The organism is Streptacidiphilus fuscans (assembly GCF_015690355.1).
GTDB lineage: Bacteria > Actinomycetota > Actinomycetes > Streptomycetales > Streptomycetaceae > Streptacidiphilus > Streptacidiphilus fuscans.
The window spans coordinates 87001-108194 of the sequence record NZ_JADPRT010000020.1 but is presented as its reverse complement, the minus strand read 5'-3'; the positions used below and the strand labels follow the sequence as shown (position 1 = coordinate 108194).

Below are 21194 nucleotides of genomic sequence, written 5' to 3'. Positions count from 1 at the left end.
GTTCGCTGACGTGACGTCAGGTATCTGGCTCGGATCGGCAGTTCAGGCCTGGACGAAGGTCTGGCGTTGGCGGCCGAGGCGGTCGATCTCCAACTCCACCTGCTGGCCCGGGCGGAGGTAGGGGTGGTCGGGCAGGCCGAGGGCGACCCCCGCCGGCGTACCGGTGTTGACCACGTCGCCGGGCTCCAGCACCAGGTACTGGCTGAGGTAGCGGACGATCTCGGCAACATCGAAGATCATGTTCTTGGTGTGGCCGTCCTGCCGCCGCACGCCGTCGACGGACAGTCGCAGTCCGAGACCGGACGGGTCGCCGACCTCGTCCGGGGTGACCAGCCAGGGGCCGAGCGGGTTGAAGGTCTCGCAGGACTTGCCCAGGTCCCACTGGCCGGAGAACTCCAGTTGGAACTCGCGCTCGGAGACGTCGTTGCTGATCGCGTACCCGGCGACGCAGTCCAGCGCCTCCTGGTGGGAGTCGAGGTAGCGGGCCCGACGGCCGATGACGACGGCGAGTTCGACCTCCCAGTCGGTCTTGGCCGACCGGCGCGGGATCAGCACGTCGTCGTTCGGGCCGACGACGGTGCCCGGGTCCTTCATGAAGACCACCGGCCGCTCCGGGATCGCCGCGCCCGTCTCGGCCGCGTGGTCACGGTAGTTGAGGCCGACGCAGACGACCTTGCCGGGCCGGGCGACCGGCGCGCCGATCCGCTGTGCGAGCGCGGCGGGGACGAGCACGGGCAGTTCGTCGGCCGCCAGCGCCGCGCGAGTGCGGGCGATGCCGTCGTCCGCGAGGAAGCGGCCGTCGATGTCGCGGGTCAGCCCGGACAGGTCCAGCAGCCGGTCCCTGTCGTCCAGCACAGCCGGGCGCTCGGCTCCGACGGGTCCTAGCCGCAGCAGTCTCATGGTGACCGGGTCCTCTCGTCCGGGGCGCTGTCGTGAGGACCATACGAGTCCTGACGCGCATCCGGCAAGGAGTCATCGGACCTCTGATGAAGTGCCGTTATTTCGTTATGGTAAGTAACTGCAGCTCAGGGCCGCTATGTCAGGGAAATTGCGTCCAGGGGGTTGACCATCTGGGGTCGGGTCCGCAGAGTTTCCGCCAGAGTCATCCGATGAAACCTCCGATCCCACCCCCACCTGACGACCTGGAGTGACCCTCATGACCCTCCGCGTCTCCCGAGTGGCCTCGGCCCTCGCCGTGACCCTGCTCGTCGGCGGGCTCGCGACCGCCTGCAACCGCGGCGACAGCGTCAGCGGCTCCGCCGCGGCCGGGAAGCCCGCCATAGGCATCGACATGCCGCGCGCCGACTCGGACTTCTGGAACTCGTACGCGCAGTACGTCAAGACCGACATCACCGCGGACGGGCTCAACACCCTGCCGGTCAGCAACTCCGAGAACGACATCACCAAGCTGGTCGCCAACGTCCAGGTCTTCGAGAACACCGGAGCCAAGGCCGTCGTCATCGCCCCGCAGGACACCGGGGCCATCGTCAGCACGCTCAACCAGCTCGCGGCGAAGAACATCCCGGTGGTCAGCGTCGACACCCGGCCCGACGCCGGCAAGGTCTACATGGTGGTGCGCGCCGACAACCGCGCCTACGGCACCAAGGCCTGCCAGTACCTGGGCAAGGCGCTGAACGGCAAGGGCAGCGTCGCCGTCCTGGAGGGCGACCTGACCTCGATCAACGGCCGCGACCGCTCCGAGGCCTTCGCCTCCTGCATGCAGCAGCAGTTCCCCGGCGTCACCGTCTACCCGCTGGCCACCAACTGGGACCCGGCCGTGGGCTCCAGCAAGCTGCAGACGCTGCTGGCCCAGCACCCGAACCTGAGCGGCGTCTACATGGAGGCCAGCATCTACCTCCAGCCGACGCTCTCGCTGCTCCAGTCCAAGGGCCTGCTCAAGCCGCTCGGCACCCCGGGCCACATCGCCATCATCTCCAACGACGGTGTGCCGCAGGAGTACGACGCGATCCGCAAGGGCGAGATCGACGCCACGATCTCCCAGCCCGCCGACCTCTACGCCAAGTACGCGCTCTTCTACGCCGAGGCGGCCGTCGAGGGCAAGACCTTCAAGCCCGGTCCCACCGATCACGGTTCGACCATCATCCAGCTGCCCAACGGCCTGGAGGACCAGCTGCCCGCGCCGCTGGTGACCAAGGCGAACGTGGACGACAAGAGCCTGTGGGGCAACAACATCAGCGGCTGAGGCCCGCCCGATCCGACCGAACCAGAGCGAAAGGACGTACGGCCATGTCGGACCAGGCCGAGCCGGACGAGGCCGCGCAGCCGCAGGTCCCGGTGGTCGAGGCGAGCGGCATCACCAAGAGCTTCGGCGCCACCGTGGCCCTGCGCGACGCGCGGATCTCGGTGGCGCCGGGCGAGTCGCACGCACTCGTCGGGCGCAACGGCGCGGGCAAGTCGACGCTGGTCTCGCTGCTGACCGGCATGCAGCAGCCGGACACGGGCACGCTGACGTTCTCCGGCGAGCCCGCGCCCGCCTTCGGCAACACCGAGGCGTGGCGCAGCAAGGTGGCCTGCGTCTACCAGCGCTCCACCGTGATCGCCGAGTTGACGGTCGCGGAGAACCTCTTCTTGAACCGTCAGAGCGAGCGCTCGCTGCGGCCGATCCGGTGGAAGGCGCTGCGGTCCCGCGCCGCCGCGCTGCTCGCCGAGTACAGCGTGGACGTCGACCCGTCGGTCCGTATCGCCGATCTGACCGTCGAGCAGCGGCAGTTCGTGGAGATCGCCAGGGCGCTGTCGTTCGGCGCCCGGTTCATCATCCTCGACGAGCCGACCGCCAAGCTGGACGCGCGCGGCATCGAGCGCCTCTTCGCCAAGCTGCGCCACCTGCAGGCGCAGGGCGTCGCCTTCCTCTTCATCTCGCACCACCTCCAGGAGGTCTACGACCTCTGCACCCGGGTGACCGTCTACCGGGACGCCCGGCACATCCTGACCGCGTCGGTCGCCGACCTGGGCCACGACGCGCTGGTCGAGGCGATGACGGGGGAGAGCGTGGGCGGCCCGGTGCTGGCCAAGGCCACGTCGGCTGCGCCGGAGAGCACCGACGTCTCCGGACGTTCGCCCGAGTCCGTGCTGGAGCTGGACGGGCTCACGCTGCCCGGGCGCTACGAGGAGGTGACGCTGGCCGTCCGACGCGGTGAGGTCGTCGGCCTCGCCGGGGCGACGGCCAGCGGCAACGTCCAGGTGGGCGAGACCGTGGCCGGTCTGCACCGCACCCGGATCGGCCGACTGGCTGTCACCGGACGGGAGTTGCGCACCGGCGACATCCCGGCGGCGCTGACGGCCGGGGTCGGCTTCGTGCCGGAGGACCGGCATCTGCAAGGCCTGGTCGTCGGCCGCAGCGTCGCCGAGAACGCCACGCTGACCGTGACCGACCAGCTCGGCCCCTACGGCACCGTGCTCCCGTCCCGGACCCGGGTCTTCGCCCAGCGGATGATCGACGACCTGGACATCAAGACCCCTGACGCCGCCACACCCGTCGGGGCGCTCTCCGGCGGCAACCAGCAGAAGGTGGTCGTCGCCCGTGCGCTGGCCACCGAGCCGCAGCTGCTGGTCGCCATCCGTCCCACCAACGGCGTCGACATCAAGTCCAAGGAGTTCCTGCTCGGCAGGTTCCGGCAGCACGCCGAGTCCGGGCGGGCCGCGCTGATCGTCTCCGACGAACTGGACGACCTGCGCAGCTGCGACCGGGTGGTGGCGATGTTCCACGGCCGGGTCGTGGGCGAGTTCGCCGCCGGCTGGACCGACGAGCAACTGGTGGCGGCGATGGAGGGCATGGGCGCCACCCACGAAGACACGACAGAGCAGACGCACGAAACGAACGACCCGCACGACACGTACTCGCACACGCACGACGCGAAGGAGAGGTCCCGCGATGGCGGCCACGACTGACACCGGGGTGGCGACCACCGCTCCCGCAGCAGAACCGGTCGCGCCGCGTCGGCGCGGCTTCGACCTGGCCCGCTACCGCGACCTCTCGCTGGTCCCGGTGCTGCTGGTGCTGGGGGTGATCGGCTTCATCGCCTCGCCTGCCTTCCTCACCACGGCCAACCTGCTCGGCGTGGCCCAGCAGTCCACCGAGTTGAGCCTGCTGGTGCTCGGCGAGGCGCTCATCCTGATCGTCGGCCGGATGGACCTGTCGCTGGAGTCGACCATCGGCGTCGCGCCGGTCATCGCCATCTGGCTGGTGCTGCCGACCAGCGGCGGCCGGTTCCAGGGCCTCGGGCTGCTGCCCACCTGGACCGCGATCCCGGTCTGCCTGCTGGTCGGTGCGCTGATCGGCGCGTTGAACGGGTTCCTGATCCTCAAGCTGCGACTCAACGGCTTCATCGTGACCCTCGGCGGGCTGACCATGCTGCGCGGCCTCCAGGTGGCCATCTCGCAGGGGCAGTCGATCGTCGAGATCCCCAACTCCTTCCTCTACCTGGGCGAGACCTCCTGGCTGGGCGCGCCCGCCGCCGTCTGGATCTGCCTGGTCCTCTTCATCCTCGGCGGCGCGGCGCTGGCCTGGCTGCGGCACGGCCGCGCGCTCTACGCCATCGGCGGCAACGCCGAGGCGGCCCGCACGGCGGGCATCCGGGTGGACCGGATCACCTGGGTGGTCCTGATCATCGGCAGCGTGCTGGCCGCCTTCGCGGGCATCCTCTACACCGGCCACTACGGCTCGATCTCCGCCGACCAGGGCAGCGGCTGGATCTTCCAGGTGTTCGCGGCCACGGTCATCGGCGGCGTCAGCCTGAACGGCGGCCGGGGCACCATCTTCGGCGCGCTGACCGGCGTGCTGACGCTGCAGCTGGTCGTCAACGTGATGACCCTGGCGGGCGTGCCGCCGCTGTGGAACCAGTTCCTGAACGGCGCGATCATCATCGTCGCCCTGATCATCTCCCGCTTCGCCTCGGGCGAGCAGGAGTAGCACCCCCCCACAGCGTTCCACCTGTTCCCCCCGATGTTCCCCGTTCCGTTCCCCCGTACGACCCTCCATCCCCCTGCCTCTGGAGTGTCATGTCGATACATCGCCGTATCGCCGCCCTGTCCGGCGTCGCGGTCGGGGCGCTGCTGCTGGCGGCCGCCGCACCCGCAGTCGCCGCCGCACCAGCCGCCGCCCCGGCCGCCGCACCCGCTGTCGCCCGGTCCGCGACCGGCACCGTGCTCTACGCCGCGCCCGACGGGACCGGCGGAGCCTGCACGATCAGCGCGCCCTGCAGTCTGACGAACGCTCAGAAGCTGGTCGAGACCGTCGACTCCGCGATGAGCTCCGACATCACCGTCTACCTGCGCGGCGGCACCTACCGGCTCGGCCGCCCGCTCTCCTTCGGCCCGCAGGACTCCGGCACCGGCGGGCACACCGTCCACTGGGACGCCTACCCGGGCGAGACCCCGGTGCTGAGCGGCGGCACGCGCGTCGGCGGGTTCAGCCTCTACGACAGCACCAAGGGCATCTACCGCGCCGCCGTGCCCGTCGGGACGCAGAGCCGCCAGCTCTTCGTCAACGGTGTCCGCGCGCAGCGGGCCCAGAGCGCGCTGAACCCCGGCGGCTTCACGCTCCAGGGCTCCTCATTCGTGACGAGTGACCCGTCCTACGCGAAGTTCACCAACCAGAGCCAGGTCGAGGTCGTCGACGACAACGACTGGAAGCAGATGCGCTGCCCGCTGCAGAGCATCACGTCCACCAGCAGCGGCGGCTCCAGCCTCAACGTCGACCCGACGTGCTTCGCGAACAACAACACCAGCGTGCCCAACCCCGGTTACCCCTTCAACGGCGCCGGGCTGCCGACGCTGAACGGCGTCAGCTGGATCGAGAACGCCTACCAACTGCTCACCCAGCCGGGCCAGTTCTACCTGGACAGCAGCGCCGGCTACCTCTACTACATGCCGCGCTCCAGCGAGAACCTGGCCACCGCCGACGTCGAACTGCCGACCACCCAGGAGCTGCTGGACCTGTCCGGCACGCCCGGCCACCTCTCGCCGGTCGACGACACCGACCCGAACGCGACCTACACCGGCTCCTGGGCCACCAACACCGGCCGCCCGTACGGGGATCTGGGCGGCGGCGTGCACTACACCATGACCGACGGCGACTCGGTCAGCTACACCTTCGACGGTACCGGCGTGCAGGTGCTCAGCGAGGTGGCCAGTGACGAGGGCGGCATCGACGTCTACGTCGACGGCGTGAAGACGCAGTCCGTCTCGGCGTACGGGACGAACCGGCTCGCGCAGCAGCCCGTGGTCACCGTCTCGGGTCTCGCCAAGGGCAAGCACACGCTGAAGCTGGTGAAGACCTCCGGCACCTACATGCTGGTCGACGGGTTCACCGTCGTCCCGGACGTGGTGCGGCCGGTGCAGAACATCGTGTTCCAGGGGATCACCTTCGCGTACAGCACCTGGAACCAGCCGACCACGTCCGGCTACGTCGACAACCAGGCGGGCGTGCTCTGGGACCCGGTCACCCACGCGCCGATCCGGATCCCGGCCGCCGTCCAGGTGCACCGTGGCAACGGCGTCAGCTTCATCCGTGACACCTTCACCCATCTCGGCGGCACCGGGCTGGACTTCGCCGACGGGACGCAGAACTCCGGTGTCACCGGCAGCGTCATCACCGACACCTCCGGCGGCGGCGTCTCGGTGGGCGAGGTCGACGACTACTACCAGAGCCGCACCGACCTGATGACCACCGGCGACACCGTCGCCGACAACACCATCAGCTACGTCGGGCAGGACTACCACGACGCCGTCGGCGTCTGGGCCGGCTACACCCGCGACGCGACGATCGCGAACAACGACATCGGCTACACCCCGTACTCCGGCATCTCCCTGGGCTGGGGCTGGGGTTGGGCCTCCTGCACGCTGATCGCCACCGACTGCCACCACGGCACCATCTACGCGGGCGGCAACAAGATCACCGGCAACTCCGTCCACGACGTGATGCAGATCCTCAACGACGGCGGCCCGATCTACACCAACGGCGGCCAGGGCGGCGGCGACGGCTCGATGACCTCGGTGCTGTCCGGCAACGTCGTGGCCGAGGGCAACCACACCAACAACATGCTCTACCAGGACGAGGGCAGCTCGTACTGGGACACCTACGACAACGTGGTGCGGTTCGGCGGCGGTAGCTGGATCGGGATGTGGATCAAGACGATCCACGACATCGACATCCACGACAACTACTCGGACAACGCGAACTACAACGACAACGGCACCAACATCACCTTCAACCAGGCGACCGTGGTCAGCGGCGGGGCCTGGCCGAGCGCTGCCCAGGCGATCGTCGCCGCGGCCGGACCGGCCGAGCAGTACCGCCCGCTGACCGGCCGCGTCGACGACAGCGACCTCGGGATCACCTACACCGGCGCCTGGTTCGCCTCCGGCGCGCGCGGCGACGGCGACTTCGACGACAACGTCCACGCGACCGGCGAGAACGGCGACACCGCGAGCTACACCTTCACCGGGACCGGCGTCCAGGTGCTCGGCGAGAAGAACAGCGACCAGGGCAACGTCGAGGTCTTCCTGGACGGCGTCTCCCAGGGCCTGGTGGACACCTCGTCGGCCACCCGCCAGGCGCAGCAGGTGATCTGGAGCAGCCAGGGCCTGACTCCCGGCAGCCACACCGTCCAGATCGTCAAGCGCAGCGGCGACTGGATGACGCTGGACGCCTTCGAGGTCACCCGCACCGTCGACGACGCCGACGCCGCGGTGCAGTACAACGGCGGCTCGTGGGCCGCCTCGACCGGGCGCGGCTACGGCGACTACGACGACGACGTCCACTACGCCACGGCGGACGGCGACTCGGTGACCGTCTCCTTCTACGGCACCGGTATCGCCTTCGTCAGCGAGAAGGCCCCGGACGAGAGTACGGTCGCGGTGACGCTCGACGGAGCCTCCCAGGGCACCGTGAACGCCTCCGCGAGCAGCCGCCAGGTGCAGCAGACGCTCTACCGCGCGAGCGGCCTGCCGCTCGGGTACCACACGCTGACGCTGACCAAGGCGGGCGGGACCTACCTGGTCGTGGACCGCTTCGACGTCAGCTGAGGCAGTTGGGTCAGCCGAGGCAGTTGAGTCAGCCGAGTGAGCTGAGTCGGCTGGGGCCCGTCGGCACGGCCCGACCCGCCTGACGCCCTACCCTGGCCGGGTGGCCCCGCGCTCGTCCGCACGGACGACCGGCGGGCCGCCCGGCCCCATCCGCACCCCGACGGCCCGCAGGAGCAGCCGCCCATGGCACTGACCGACGACGCGATCGAGAAGATCAAGTCCATGATCATCTCGGGAGAGCTGCAGGCCGGCTCACGCCTCCCCAAGGAGGACGACCTGGCCCAGCGGCTCGGCCTGTCGCGCAGCTCCCTGCGCGAGGCGGTGCGCGCGCTGACGGCCATGCAGATCCTGGTCACCAAGCAGGGCGACGGCACCTACGTCTCCAGCCTGGAGCCGCACCTGCTGCTGCAGACGCTGTCGTTCGCCTCCGACGTCTCCCAGGGCGACTCGGCGCTCCAACTGCTGCAGGTGCGCCGCCTGTTGGAGCCCTCCGCCACCGCCCTCGCGGCGACCAGGGTGACCGATGCGGATGTCGCCGCGCTGCGCGAGATCCTGGATCGCAGCCGCGCGGCGGTGGGCGTGGAGGCGTTCATCGAGTGCGACATGGAGTTCCACCGGGCGCTGGTCGCGCTGGTGGAGAACCCGGTCCTGTCGATGCTGCTGGAGATCCTCTCCACCCAGACCCAGCGGGTCCGCATCCTGCGCGGCACCCGCGTCGGCCGCGCGATCGAGCACGTCCACCGCGAGCACGAGTCGATCCTCGCGGCCCTTACGGCCCGCGACGCGCAACTGGCCGCCTCGGCCTCCGCCGTGCACGTCGCGGCGGTCGAGCAGTGGCTCGCCGAGAGCCTGCGCGAGGAGAGGCTGGAGCGGTCCGACGCGGACTGATCAGCTGGGCAGGCCGGTGGGCAGGTCGCTCGTCGAGATGTCGGTCGGCAGTGCGGTGGGCAGCGCCGTCGGCAGGTCGCTGGTCGAGATCCCCGTCGGCAGCGCGGACGGCAGGCCGCTCGGCAGAATGCCCTTGAGCACCGTGTTCGTGGCCTCCTGGGAGAGCTCGGCGATCGTCGCGGGGGAGAGCCCCACGCACGCGGAGACCCCGGAGTTGATGGCGGTGCTGGCACCGCTGGCCTGGTCGTCCTTCAACTGCTGTACCAGCGCGGCCTCGCAGGACGCGGTGCTTCCCGCGCTCGGCGTTCCCCCGCCGGTGGAACCGCCGCAGGCGGTCAGGCAGAGCGTGGCTGCGGCTGCGGCGCCGGCCATGACGACGGTGATGGTGCGCATGTGATCCCCCGTTGGTGGAGCGTCCGAGCAGTACGTCCACCACCCTTTCATCTCGCGGGCACGGCACGCGAGTTACGGCAGCGCCGCCGCCGCTGCCGCGTCGCACAGCACCGACGCGTGGTCCCCGTCGGCGGCGACGCGGGCGGCGACGGACTCGGGACTGAAGGCGAGGTCGGCCGGGGAGGCGCAGCCCTCGACCTCGGACCAGGTGAGCGGGCTGGAGACGCCCGGGATGTCGGTGTGGGTGGCGCGCAGCGTGTAGGGCGCGGAGGTGGTCTTGGAGGTGGAGTTCTGCGACCAGTCCAGGAAGACCTTTCCGCGCCGCAGCGACTTGGTCATCCGGGCCACGACCAGCGCCGGGTGCGCCGCCGCCAGCCGCTCCGCCAGCGTCTTGGCGTAGCCGACGACCGCGGCCTCCGGGGTGGGCCGCAGCGGTGCGTACAGGTGCAGGCCCTTGACGCCGGAGGTGACCGCCGCGCACGCCAGACCGTCGGCGGCGAGCTCCGCGCGGACCAGCAGCGCGACCTCGCAGCACGCGGTGACCGTCGCGCCCTCGCCCGGGTCGAGGTCGACGACGAGTCGGTCGTGGAGCGGTCGGTCGTCCGCGTCCCGGCCGCCGCTCGCCGTCCACTGCGGGACGTGGATCTCCAGGCAGTACATGTTGGCCGCGGCGATCAGGCTGGGCGTGTCGTCCAGGACCAGGTGCTGCCGCGGTCCCTCCTTGCCGACCACCTCCACCTCGCGCAGCCAGGACGGGCTGCCGGGCGGGACGTTCTTCGCCACGAAGAGCGGGCCGGTCATCCCCTCCGGGCCGCGCAGGAACGAGGCCGGGCGGTCGCGCAGGTGCGGGACCATCGCCCCGGCTACGCGGGCGTAGTAGTCGATCATCTCGGCCTTGGACCACGCGGGCCAGAGCACCTTGTCCAGATGGGACAGGAGGATCGCGCGCCCGTCGACCTGCACGGGTACCTTTCCGGGCATAACGTGTGAATACCCCGGGAAAGGTACAGGTCATGCCTCGCAGCGTGTGGACGGGCAGCATCACGTTCGGGCTGGTGTCGGTGCCGGTCAAGCTCTATCCCGCCACGGACACGCATTCCGGTCCCGTCCTCCATCAGGTCCACCAGGAGGACGGTTCACGCATTCGGCTGAAGCGTTTCTGCGAGGCCGAGGACCGCGAGGTCGAGTACGGCGAGATCGCCAAGGGCTGGGACGCCTCGGACGGACGCGTCGTCGTCCTCACCGACGAGGACATGGCCGAACTGCCGGTGCCCAGCAAGAAGATCATCGACGTGGTCGCCTTCCTCCCCGCCGACGACATCGACCCGCTGCGCTGGGACAGCCCCTACTACGTGGGCCTCGGCGACAAGGCCCCGGCCAAGCCGTACGCGCTGCTGCGCGAGGCGCTGCGCGCGTCCGGGCAGGTCGCGGTCACGAAGATCACCATGCGTTCCCGGGAGTCGCTGGCGATCCTGCGGGTGCAGGACGACCTCATGGTGCTGCAGACCATCCGCTGGGCCGACGAGATCCGTTCGACCGACGGCCTCGGGCCCGAGGAGGACGTCGATCTGCGCCCGCAGGAGCTGGCCATGGCCCGCTCGCTGATGGAGACCCTCTCCGAGGGCTTCGACCTGGACGCCGAGAAGGACACCTATATCGTCGCGCTGTCCGAGCTGATCACGGCCAAGGCAGAGGGCGCGACCCCGGTCCACGTCCCCGTCGCTGAGGGCGGCGCGGAGGTGATCGACCTGATGGCCGCGCTCAAGTCCAGCGTCGCGGCGGCCAAGGCGCAGCGCGGCGAGGCGGCCTCAGGATCCGGCGCCGACGCGGCTGCGACCGAGCCCGCCCCGCGCAAGACCGTCTCCGCCCGCAAGGCCACGGCGTCCGGAACGGCCAAGGCCACCAAGGACGCGAAGAAGTCGGTCTCCGGCACCCGGACCAGCAGCCGGACGCCGGGCAAGAAGACCGCCGCCAAGAAGAGCGCGCCCAAGCGCGCGTCCTGATCGGAACCGGTCCCCATGGCTGCCCGCCCCCGCACCCCCGTCGCGCTGCCCGCCTACACGCCCATGCTGGCCACCACCGCGCCGCTGCCCCGCGACGAGGCGCACTGGGCCGCCGAGGTGAAGTGGGACGGGATGCGGGTGCTCGTCTACGTCCCCGGCGACGGCACGGTCACCGTCCGCTCGCGCACCGGCGGCGACGCCACCGAGCGCTACCCGGAGCTGACCGGCGTCGCCGACCTGCTCGGCGACCGCGCGGTGGTGCTGGACGGCGAGGTGGTCGCGCTCGGCGCGGACGGCGCGCCCAGCTTCGGCGCGCTGCAGGAGCGGATGAGCCTGCGCCGCCCCGCCCAGATCCAGGTCGCCCGGCACGACACCCCGGTCACCCTGATGGCCTTCGACCTGCTGAACGACAGCGGCCACGACCTCACCCACGAGCCCTACACCCGACGCCGCGCGCAGCTCACCGAACTCGGCCTGGACGAGGGCCCGGTGCGCACCCCGCCCTCCTGGATCGGCGACCTGGGCGCGGCGGTGGAGTGGACCGAGTCCTACGGGATCGAGGGCATCGTGGCCAAGCGGCTCGACTCGCTCTACCAGCCGGGACGCCGCTCGCGGGCGTGGATCAAGCACAAGCACCGGCAGAGCGTCGACGTCCGCGTCGGCGGCTGGCTGGCCAACGAGCGCGGCGAGCTGCGCAGCGTCCTGGTCGGGATCCCGGAACCGCGCGGCCTGCGCTACCTCGGCGCGGTCGGCTCCGGCCTGGGCGTCAACGAGGCCGCCGACCTGTCGGAGGTCCTGCGCAGCGTGGAACTCGACCGCTCTCCCTTCCTCGCCACCCCGACCGACCTCGGCCGCCCCGACTCCACCGTCCACTGGGCCTCCCCGGCTCTCGCCGCCGAGGTCGAGTACGCGGAACTGACGGCGGGCGGCATCCTGCGCCAACCGGTCTGGAAGGGCCTGCGCGAGATCACGCCCCCTCCGGAACCCCCGGACCAGCTCGGATTCTGAGTCATCGTCAGTTCTGGCTCCGGCTCCCGGCTCCGGCTCGGGCTCCAGCTCGGGTCCGGCCAGGGCTCCTGTCCGAGCTCAGCTCGTCGCCGAGACCAGGCCCGACTCGTAGGCGAGAATGACCAGGTGGACGCGGTCCCGGGCGTCCAACTTGGCCAACAGTCGGGCGACATGGGACTTGGCCGTGGCGACGCTGATGAACAGCTCCGCCGCGATCTCGCTGTTGCTCAGGCCGCGGCCGACCAGGGTGAGCACCTCGATCTCGCGGTCGGTGACGCTCTCCCGGACGCGGTGCGGCGCAGCCTTGGACGAAGTGGCCCCCGCCGTCGGGCGGTTGGCGAACTCGGCGATGAGGCGGCGGGTGACGCTCGGGGCGATCAGGGCCTCCCCTCCCGCGACGACGCGGATGGCGGAGAGGATCTCGTCCAGGGCCATGTCCTTGACCAGGAAGCCGCTCGCGCCCGCGCGCAGCGCGCCGTAGACGTAGTCGTCGTCGTCGAAGGTGGTCAGCATGATGACGTGCGTGGGTTCCGGCCCGGCGGTGATCCGACGGGTGGCTTCGATGCCGTTCATGCCGGGCATCCGGATGTCCATCACCACCACGTCCGGCCGCACCTGGGCCACCACGTCGATCGCCTCGTCGCCGGAGCCGGCCTCGCCGACGACCTCCAGGTCCGGGTTGTCGTTGATCAGCACCCGAAGTCCGGACCGCACCAGCGGCTGGTCGTCCGCCAGCACCACCCTGACCTTGGTTTCGTTCATCCGCCGAGGGTATCGGCGCGCGTCGCGGTCGGCATCGACCCGCGGGCTTACGCCCACGGGAGGGTCGCCGGGCCGACGTTGCCGTCGTGGGCCCGATGACCGATGACGCCGCGTCCCGGCACGGTGAGGGACGTGATCGAAGTCAACGAGCTCACCAAGCGATTCGGCAGTAAGACCGCCGTCAACGGGCTGACCTTCACCGTACGGCCCGGGCAGGTCACCGGATTCCTCGGGCCCAACGGTGCGGGGAAGACCACGACGCTGCGCATGATCCTCGGCCTGGACACGCCCACCTCGGGCGGCGCGCTTGTCGGGGGAGTGCGGTTCGCCGACCATCCACGCGGGCTGCACCACGTCGGCGCGCTGCTGGACGCCCACCACGTCCACCCGGGCCGCACCGGCCGGACCCATCTGCGCGCGCTGGCCCGCAGCAACGGGATCGCGGCGAGGCGGGTCGAGGAGGTGTTGGGCGAGGTCGGCCTGAGCGAGGCCGCCGAGCGGCGCGTCGGCGGCTACTCGCTCGGCATGAAGCAGCGGCTCGGCATCGCGACCGCGCTGCTGGGCGACCCGCCCGTGTTGATGTTCGACGAGCCGGTCAACGGGATGGACCCGGAGGGCGTCCTCTGGATGCGGCGGCTGTTCCGGCAGTTGGCGGCGGAGGGACGGACGGTCTTCCTCTCCTCGCACCTGATGTCGGAGATGGAGAACACCGCCGACCAGCTCGTGGTGATCGGCCGCGGCGAGCTGATCGCCGCCGAGCCGCTGCGCGATTTCGCCGCGCGCAGCACCCGCGTCGGCGTCCTGGTCCGCACGCCGCAGCCGGCCGAGCTGACCGCGCTGCTCACCGCCCTCGGCGCGGACGTGCGCGCGGAGCACGCGGCCGGGGCCGAGTCCCTGGTGGTGACCGGCCTGCCCGCCGAGCGGATCGGCGCGCTGGCCTTCGACAACCGGATCATGCTGCACGAACTGGCCACCCGGGCCGCGTCGTTGGAGGAGGCCTTCATGGAGATGACCGCGGACAGCGTCGAGTACCTGGCGGGGCGGACCCGATGACGACCCTCACCTCACTCCCCAACCCCACCGCCGAGGCGCGGGTCGCAGCGCCCCGTTCGTCCTTCTGGGACCTGGTCGTCTCCGAGTGGATCAAGCTCAGGGGCCTGCGCTCCACGTGGTGGACGCTGACGATCGCCACCCTGGTCGCCTGGGTCTCCACCTTCGCGGCGGCCCAGGCGGACGTCGACAACTGGACGCAGCGCCACGGCACGGCTCTGGGGACCGGTCCGTTCTACAACGCGGTGGTCGACGCGTTCCCGGTGATGGGGTACCTGACGGTCATGCTGGCCGCAGGCGCGATCGGCGGCCTCGCCCTGGCGGGCGAGTACGGCAGCGGACTGATGCGCACCACGACCACCGCCGTCCCGGCCCGCACGTCGGTGGTGCTGGCCAAGGCCGTGGTCCAGACGGTGTTCTGGACGGTCGCGGGCTGGATCATCGCGCTGGTCTCGTTCGTCATCGCGCAGGCGGTGCTGAGCGGCATCCACCAGTCGATCGCGATCAGCTACCCGGGCGTCATGCGCGCCGTGGCGGGCGCGGCGCTGGCGGCTCCGGTCAGCGCGCTGGTCGGGCTCGGCTTCGGCGCGCTGATCCGGCACAGCGCGGCGACGATGGGCGTCACGGCCTTCGTCACCCTGCTGCTGCCGAACTTCTTCAACGACGCCAAGCACTGGTCGGCGGACATCCGGCACAGCTTCGTCCAGTCGGGCTTCCAACGCCTGGTCCAGCTCTGGACGCTCCACCCGAAGGACATGCCCTGGCTCCAGGCGACGCTCACGGGAGCGTGGTCGACCTACGTGGCCTGGCCGCTGGCAGGGGTCCTTGTCGCGGTCCTGATGGTCCGCAAGCGCGACGTCTGAGCGCGTAGGAGCGCGGTTCGCGCCTTGAGCGGCTCAGGCGGCGCTGGCGGTCAGCTCCGGTTCCGGCTGCTGCGCGTGCTCGCGGCGCGGCAGCAGGACGGGGGTCGCCAGCAGGAGGGCACCGGCGACGCCGATCGCGGTTCGGGTGCCGACGAGGCCGGCGAGCAGACCCCAGAGGGCGGTCAGGGCCGCGATGGAGATCTTGTTGGAGACGGACCAGGCGGAGAGGGTGCGGGCCACCCGGTCCGGAGGGGCGAGTTCGAGGCGGGTGGTGGACAGCAGCGGGTTGAAGACGCCGCTGCAGGTGATCAGTCCCAGCTCGACCACCATCACCCAGACCAGGCCGGGCGTTCCGGGCCCGATGAACGCCAGCCCGATGGGCCAGACGGCACGCGCCACGCCGGAGACGTAGAGCACCCGGTGGCGCCCGTAGCGGGCCGCCAGCGGCCGGGCGATCCGGGAGCCGAGCAGCCCGCCGAGACTGGGCGCGGCGAAGGCCAACCCGTACTGCCAGGGCGCGAAGTGGAGCTGGCCCATCATCAGCACCGCGAGCAGCGGCACGGAGGCCATGATCAGGCCGTTGTTCAGCGCACAGTTGACCTGCAGCAGGCGCAGCGTCGGGTGCCGGAGGATGAAGCGCCAGCCTTCGAGCAGGCCGGAGGAGCCTGCCGGGTGTGCGGCGGGCGCGGGCTCGGGGGCGGGCTCGACGCCGCCGATGGCGCGGATGCCGAGCGCGGAGCACACGAAGCTCACGGCGTTGGCGATCACCGTCGTCAGCGGCCCGAGCAGCCCGATCGCCGCACCGCCGAGCGGCGGCCCGAGCACCGTCGCGGTCCAGGACGTGGACTCGAAGCGCGCGCTGGCGACCAGCAGGTCCTCCTTCGGCACCAGCGACTTGATCGTGGCCCCGCTCGCCGCGTTGAAGGTGATGTCGGCGGCGGAGGTGATCACCGAGACAACCAGCAGTTGTGCGAAGGTGAGCGCGCCGAGCGCGTACGCGAGCGGGACGGTCAGCAGGACGGCGAAGCGGATCAAGTCCATCGACACCATCACCGGCCGCTTGCGCCGGAACTCCATCCACGGCCCGAGCGGCACCGCGACCACGGCCCCGACCGCGAGCCCGGCGGCGGCGAGGAAGGAGACCGCCGTCGGCCCCGAGTGCAGCACCCGGATGGCGATGATCGAGAACGCGTCGAAGGCCAGCCATGTCCCGAGCGCGCTGACGCTGTACGCAGCCCACAACCACCCGAAGGCCCGACCCAGCCGCCTGCTACCCACCACAACCTCCCGTTGTCCCGGGGTATCCAACAGGATGGGTACGGCGCATTTCAAACAACCGGGTCGAGGCCGTGTCACAACCTGGGGTTGTTGAACCGTCGGGGGCGCGGAGGTTCTGCAGGCGAGCAGCCATGCACTACCCAGGGGCGCGAGGCTCTGCTGATATGCGGCTCCGCCGCGTGGGCGCGACAAGCCACCGGCATGCAGATGGTCCCCAACGCGCAGGGCCATCCGCGCCGGTTGGTTTCTCGCGCAGTTCCTCGCGCCCCCAGAGGTGCAACTACCTCATGGCCGCGCAGCGACCCCGCTCGGGTCCTGGTACACCGCGTCGAGAGCGAGAAACGCACCGCCCCGCGCCGGAGCGGTGAAGCCGAGGGTGGACGGCAGGACCTCGCAGCCGCCCGAGTCCGCCGCCATGACCCGCCGCGCGACACCCTCGCGCACAGGGCCCAGCAGGTACTCCGCGAAGACCGCGAAGTAGCCGCCCAGAACCACCGCGCGCGGATTGAGGACGTCGACCAGCAGCGCCAGCCCCACGCTCAGGTCCTCCGCGACGCGTGCCAGCGCGGCCAGCGTCCGTTCGTCGCCGGCGTCCGCGCGGGAGCGTAGATCGGCGAGCCGGGACTCGACATCCAGTGACGGGTCGTGGACCGGGTCGTCCGCGTCAGCGGCGTGGCGGAGCAGCGCGCCGAGGCCGACCATGGTCTCCCAGCAGCCGCGGCGGCCGCAGGCGCAGGGGTGGCCGTCAGGGCCGGGGGCGAGCGGCATGTGGCCGATCTCGCCCGCGAATCCGCGGGCGCCGCGCATGAGTTGGCCGCCGGTGATGATGCCGCCGCCGACGCCGGTCTCGCCGGTGACGTAGATCAGGTCGTGGATGTCGGACGCCGAGGCGACCAGGTACTCGGCGACCGCGCCCAGCTTGGCGTCGTTCTCCAGCCGCAGCGGCGGCGCGTCGCGGCCGAGTCGGGCGCGGAGCGCGTCCAGCGCGGGGATGTCGCGCCAGTCGATGTTGCTGGCGAAGGCGACCGTGCCGGTGGTGATGTCCACGTTGCCGGGGGCGGCCAGCGCCGCGCCGACGATCCGCGCGCCCTGCGCGGCGACCGCCGCGTCCGCCTCGCGGATCAGCGCGGCGGCCGCGTCGAGCACCGCCTCCGCGCCCGCCGCGCGGACGTCGACGGCGATCCGGCGCTCGAAAACCACGTCCCCGCGCAGGGTCAGTGCGACGGCGGCCAGGTAGTCGACGTTGATCTCCAGGCCGACGCCGCAGATCGACCGTCCGTCGATGGCCACGGAGAGGCCGGGACGGCCCACCGAGCCGTCGCGCTCCGACTCGCCCTCCTCGACCAGACCCAACTCGACGAGTTCGGCTATCAGGTTGGTGATGGTGGGCCGGGGCAGGCCGGTGTCCGCGGCGATCCGGGCGCGGGAGCGGGGGCCGGAGTCGCGGAGCAGGCGCAGCACCAGGCCGAGGTTGGTGCGCCGGATCGACGCCCGGTCGCTGGGCTTGGACGGGCCGGTCATCACCAGCTGGTGGGCCGCGCTGCCGCGCAGGTCTGCCTTCACGGATCCTCCCTACCTCTCACGGTTCGACCCCGGCAAGAAGTTCGGCGCGGGTGTTGACAGTGGCTCAATTAATTCTGATCCTACTTTAACTAATCCACCTCAACGCAAGAGCGTCAGTCGCACACCGCCCAACGCAACGACCCAACGCAACGACCCAGGGGAGACAGTCGGATGAGAAGTCGCCAGATATCCGTGGCCATCGCAGTGGCAACAGCCGTCACCGTGCTGGCCGGTTGTGGATCCTCCGGCACCAGCACCAGCACCAACGGAGGCAGCACCAGCGGTTCAAGCCCTTCCGGGCCGGTGAAGCTCGACTTCTGGGGCTGGGCGCCTGGTTACGACACCTCCGTCGCGCTGTGGAACAAGACGCACCCGGACATCCAGGTCAGCTTCGACAAGATCCCGTCCGGCGCCAAGGGCGGCTACACCAAGATGCTGACGGCGGCTCAGGCGGGCAACGCGCCCTGCCTCGGGATGGTCGGCTACGAGACCATGCCCAGCTTCGCCGCCGCCGGTGCGCTGATGGACGTCACGCAGTACATGGCCCCGGCGCAGAGCCAGTTCGCGCCGTGGACCTGGAACCAGGTGACCATCGAGGGGAAGACCTTCGGCGCGCCCGTCGACATCGCGCCGATGGCGTTGATCTACCGCAAGGACCTGTTCGCCAAGTACGGCATCACGCAGCCGCCCGCGACCTGGGCCGAGTACGCCGCCGACGCGGCCAAGGTGCACGCCGCCGATCCCACCGTCTACCTCGGGGACTTCGGCAACGACGCGTACAACTACGCGGGCCTGGCCTGGCAGGCGGGCGCGCCGTGGTTCGGGACCGGCGGCGGCTCGTGGCAGGTGAACATCGACAGCGCCGCCAACCAGAAGGTGGCGTCGTACTGGCAGGGCCTGCTGGACAAGAAGCTGCTCAAGACCGACCCCAGCTTCGACCCCAGCCTCTACAAGGACATGGCGGCCGGGAAGATCCTCTCCGACGTCAACGCCGTCTGGGACACCCCGATCCTCTCCTCCAGCGTCCAGGGCACCAAGGGTGACTGGGCCGTCGCGCCGATGCCGGTCTGGGACGCGGCCAATCCCGTCTACGGCAACGACGGCGGTTCGGCGACCGTGGTCCTCAAGGGCTGCCAGCACCCCAAGGAGGCCGCTGAGTTCGCCACCTGGATGAGCACCGACCCGTCCAGCCTGACCAACCTGATCAAGGTCACCGGCATCTACCCGGCCGCCACCGCCGGGCTGGGTAACTCCGCGCTGACGCAGCCCGATCCGTTCTACGGCAACCAGGTCGTCTTCGACGTGTTCAAGAACGAGACCGCGCACATCAACACCAGTTGGCTCTGGGGCCCGACCATGACCCAGACCTCCACCGACCTCGCCGACGGCCTCGGCACCAGCGGCACCGGGTCCACGACCCTCCCCGGCATGCTCGCCACCGTGCAGGGCAAGACGGTCGCGGAGATGAAGCAGCAGGGGATGACGGTCTCCGGATGAGCGTCTCCCTCACTGCCCGGGCGGCCGTCGCGCCGCACGCGCGGCGGCGGGTGCGCACCGCCGCCGCGTTCCTGGCGCCGTTCGCGCTGCTCTTCGCCGTCGTCTACCTGGCGCCGATCGGATACACGGTCTACCAGAGCCTGTTCAAGCTGCACCGCGACGGTCTCGGGCTGTCCGCGCCGACGAAGGTCTTCGCCGGGCTGGGCAACTACGTCGACGCGCTGCACGACGCCGACTTCCGCGCCTCGCTGCTGAGGGTGCTGCTGATCGGCGTGGTGCAGGTGCCGGTGATGCTCGGGCTCGCGCTGGTGCTGGCGCTGCTGCTGGACGCCCGGTCCACGCTGTTCAAGCGGTTCTTCCGGCTCGCGTTCTTCCTGCCGTACGCGGTGCCCGGCGTGGTCGGCGCGCTGATGTGGTCCTACCTCGTCGCGCCCGGCCTGAGCCCGATCACCGCAGCGGGCAACGCCCTCGGCCTGCATCTCAATCTGACCTCGAACGCGATGCTCGCCCCGACCATCGGCAACATGCTGACCTGGGGCTGGACCGGCTACAACATGCTGATCATCTACTCCGCGCTCCAGGCGATCCCGCCGGAGCTGAGCGAGGCGGCACGGATGGACGGCTGCGGCGCGTTCCGGATCGCCTGGCACGTCAAGATCCCGATCGTCCGCCCGGCGCTGGTGCTGACCACGGTCTTCTCCATCATCGGCACCGCGCAGCTCTACAACGAGCCGGCCGTGCTGCAGCACGTCGCGCCCAACCTGAGCAGCAGCTACACGCCGATCTTCGCCGCCTACAACGCGGTGGACGACAACAACTTCGGCTATGCGGCCACGGAGTCGGTGCTGCTTGCGGTGCTGGCCTTCGTGCTGTCCTTCGGCTTCCTCAAACTGGTCCAGCGGCGCGGGGCGGAGGCGGCGTCATGACCGTCTCCCAACTTCCCGTCGAGCGACCGGCGGTGGACCACGACGCGGCCGGATCCCGCACCCGCGCGGACCGGTCGGCGGCCAACCCCGGACGCTGGGTGACCCTGGGCGTGCTGGGTGTGGCGTCCGTCTACTTCCTCGCTCCGGTGTGGTGGCTGGTGGTCTCCGCGACCAAGACCAACTCGGCGCTCTTCACCACCAACGGCTTCTGGTTCGGCGGTCACTTCGCACTGCTCTCCAACCTGCACGACGCCTTCACCCGCCAGGGCGGCATCTACGTCCGCTGGTTGCTCAACACCGCCCTCTACGCGGGCGGCGGCGCGGCGGTCAGCACGGCGGTGTCCGCGCTCGCCGGGTACGCGCTGGCCAAGTACGCGTTCCGGGGGCGGGAGTTCGCGTTCAACGTGGTGCTGGCGGCGGTGCTGGTGCCCCAGCCGCTGCTGGCGATCCCGCTCTATCTGCTCTTCTCGCCGGTTCATCTGGTCAACACCTACTGGGCCGTCCTCATCCCCAGCGTGGTCAGCCCGTTCGGCGTCTACCTGTCCCGGATCTACGCGGCGGCCTCGGTGCCGGACGAGCTGATCGAGGCCGGACGGATGGACGGTGCGGGCGAGGTGCGGATCTTCGGCACCATCGCGCTGCGGCTGATGTCGCCCGCGCTGGTCACCGTCTTCCTCTTCCAGTTCGTCTCCATCTGGTCCAACTACCTGCTGCCCGCGCTGATGCTGGCCTCGGACCGGCTCCAGCCGGTCACCGTGGGCCTGGTCGGCTGGCAGGCGCAGCGCGGCATCGGCGACGCGGTGCCGTTCAACGTGGTGATCACCGCGGCGGCGGTGTCGGTGGTCCCGCTCGTCGTGATGTTCCTGTCGTTGCAACGGTTCTGGCGTTCCGGCCTGGTGGCCGGGAGCGTCAAGTGA

The 21194-nt window shown here is 70.7% G+C and carries 18 protein-coding genes; 12 read left to right on the top strand and 6 right to left on the bottom strand.

Going from position 1 to position 21194, the window contains the following annotated elements; genetic code table 11:
• Nucleotides 1–42: 42 nt before the first annotated feature.
• Nucleotides 43–900 (bottom strand): fumarylacetoacetate hydrolase family protein, encoded by an 858-nt coding sequence (locus tag I2501_RS34440; protein WP_196198108.1) that lies wholly within the window; start codon nucleotides 898–900, stop codon nucleotides 43–45.
• A gap of 256 nt (nucleotides 901–1156) precedes the next feature.
• Between I2501_RS34440 and I2501_RS34435 the strand changes: the two genes are divergently transcribed.
• The 5 genes from I2501_RS34435 to I2501_RS34415 all read left to right on the top strand — a co-directional run bounded on the left by I2501_RS34435 (nucleotide 1157) and on the right by I2501_RS34415 (nucleotide 8934).
• Nucleotides 1157–2203, top strand: coding sequence for a sugar ABC transporter substrate-binding protein (locus tag I2501_RS34435; RefSeq protein WP_196198107.1), 1047 nt, complete (start codon nucleotides 1157–1159; stop codon nucleotides 2201–2203).
• 44 nt (nucleotides 2204–2247) lie between these two features.
• Nucleotides 2248–3909, top strand: a complete 1662-nt coding sequence (locus I2501_RS34430; protein WP_196198106.1) for a sugar ABC transporter ATP-binding protein — start codon at nucleotides 2248–2250, stop codon at nucleotides 3907–3909.
• Entirely contained in the window at nucleotides 3893–4930 is a 1038-nt protein-coding gene (locus tag I2501_RS34425) for an ABC transporter permease (RefSeq protein ID WP_196198105.1), read from the top strand. The genes I2501_RS34430 and I2501_RS34425 overlap by 17 nt, the downstream gene beginning before the upstream one ends.
• A gap of 89 nt (nucleotides 4931–5019) precedes the next feature.
• Nucleotides 5020–8046, top strand: coding sequence for a hypothetical protein (locus tag I2501_RS34420; protein ID WP_196198104.1), 3027 nt, complete (start codon nucleotides 5020–5022; stop codon nucleotides 8044–8046).
• Between the two features lie 183 nt (nucleotides 8047–8229).
• Complete coding sequence (locus I2501_RS34415) at nucleotides 8230–8934, top strand: FadR/GntR family transcriptional regulator (protein WP_196198103.1); 705 nt, start codon at nucleotides 8230–8232, stop codon at nucleotides 8932–8934.
• Here I2501_RS34415 and I2501_RS34410 read toward each other — a convergent pair whose 3' ends face one another.
• Nucleotides 8935–9327 (bottom strand): hypothetical protein, encoded by a 393-nt coding sequence (locus I2501_RS34410; protein ID WP_196198102.1) that lies wholly within the window; start codon nucleotides 9325–9327, stop codon nucleotides 8935–8937.
• A gap of 72 nt (nucleotides 9328–9399) precedes the next feature.
• On the bottom strand, nucleotides 9400–10308 hold the full coding sequence (gene ligD / locus I2501_RS34405; RefSeq protein ID WP_196198101.1) for a non-homologous end-joining DNA ligase: 909 nt from the start codon (nucleotides 10306–10308) through the stop codon (nucleotides 9400–9402).
• Between the two features lie 32 nt (nucleotides 10309–10340).
• Between ligD (I2501_RS34405) and ku the strand changes: the two genes are divergently transcribed.
• Both ku and ligD (I2501_RS34395) read left to right on the top strand, forming a co-directional pair.
• Nucleotides 10341–11330: a non-homologous end joining protein Ku gene (gene ku / locus I2501_RS34400; protein WP_196198100.1), complete on the top strand. Its 990-nt coding sequence runs from the start codon at nucleotides 10341–10343 to the stop codon at nucleotides 11328–11330.
• Between the two features lie 15 nt (nucleotides 11331–11345).
• Nucleotides 11346–12338 carry a non-homologous end-joining DNA ligase gene (ligD, locus tag I2501_RS34395; protein WP_196198099.1) on the top strand — a complete coding sequence of 331 codons (993 nt, stop codon included), beginning with the start codon at nucleotides 11346–11348 and terminating at the stop codon, nucleotides 12336–12338.
• 78 nt (nucleotides 12339–12416) lie between these two features.
• On the opposite strand, the gene I2501_RS34390 is transcribed toward ligD (I2501_RS34395), so the two are convergent.
• On the bottom strand, nucleotides 12417–13100 hold the full coding sequence (locus I2501_RS34390; RefSeq protein ID WP_196198098.1) for a response regulator: 684 nt from the start codon (nucleotides 13098–13100) through the stop codon (nucleotides 12417–12419).
• A gap of 132 nt (nucleotides 13101–13232) precedes the next feature.
• On the opposite strand from I2501_RS34390, the gene I2501_RS34385 reads away from it, so the two are divergent.
• Nucleotides 13233–14153, top strand: a complete 921-nt coding sequence (locus tag I2501_RS34385) for an ABC transporter ATP-binding protein (protein ID WP_196198097.1) — start codon at nucleotides 13233–13235, stop codon at nucleotides 14151–14153.
• Nucleotides 14150–15013, top strand: a complete 864-nt coding sequence (locus I2501_RS34380) for an ABC transporter permease (protein WP_196198096.1) — start codon at nucleotides 14150–14152, stop codon at nucleotides 15011–15013. Before I2501_RS34385 ends, I2501_RS34380 begins: the two co-directional genes overlap by 4 nt.
• A gap of 33 nt (nucleotides 15014–15046) precedes the next feature.
• Here the strand turns inward: I2501_RS34380 and I2501_RS34375 are convergent, their stop codons facing one another.
• Nucleotides 15047–16294, bottom strand: coding sequence for an MFS transporter (locus I2501_RS34375; protein ID WP_328806830.1), 1248 nt, complete (start codon nucleotides 16292–16294; stop codon nucleotides 15047–15049).
• 282 nt (nucleotides 16295–16576) lie between these two features.
• The gene (locus I2501_RS34370) at nucleotides 16577–17854 is read right to left on the bottom strand and encodes an ROK family protein (RefSeq protein WP_215910230.1); all 1278 of its coding nucleotides are present in this window, start codon (nucleotides 17852–17854) and stop codon (nucleotides 16577–16579) included.
• 192 nt (nucleotides 17855–18046) lie between these two features.
• Between I2501_RS34370 and I2501_RS34365 the strand changes: the two genes are divergently transcribed.
• The 3 genes from I2501_RS34365 to I2501_RS34355 are packed head-to-tail and all read left to right on the top strand — an operon-like array spanning nucleotide 18047 to nucleotide 21194.
• A complete protein-coding gene (locus I2501_RS34365) occupies nucleotides 18047–19351 on the top strand; it encodes an ABC transporter substrate-binding protein (RefSeq protein ID WP_196198094.1) in 1305 nt (434 codons plus the stop codon).
• Entirely contained in the window at nucleotides 19348–20277 is a 930-nt protein-coding gene (locus I2501_RS34360) for a carbohydrate ABC transporter permease (RefSeq protein ID WP_196198093.1), read from the top strand. The genes I2501_RS34365 and I2501_RS34360 overlap by 4 nt, the downstream gene beginning before the upstream one ends.
• Entirely contained in the window at nucleotides 20274–21194 is a 921-nt protein-coding gene (locus I2501_RS34355) for a carbohydrate ABC transporter permease (protein WP_196198092.1), read from the top strand. Before I2501_RS34360 ends, I2501_RS34355 begins: the two co-directional genes overlap by 4 nt.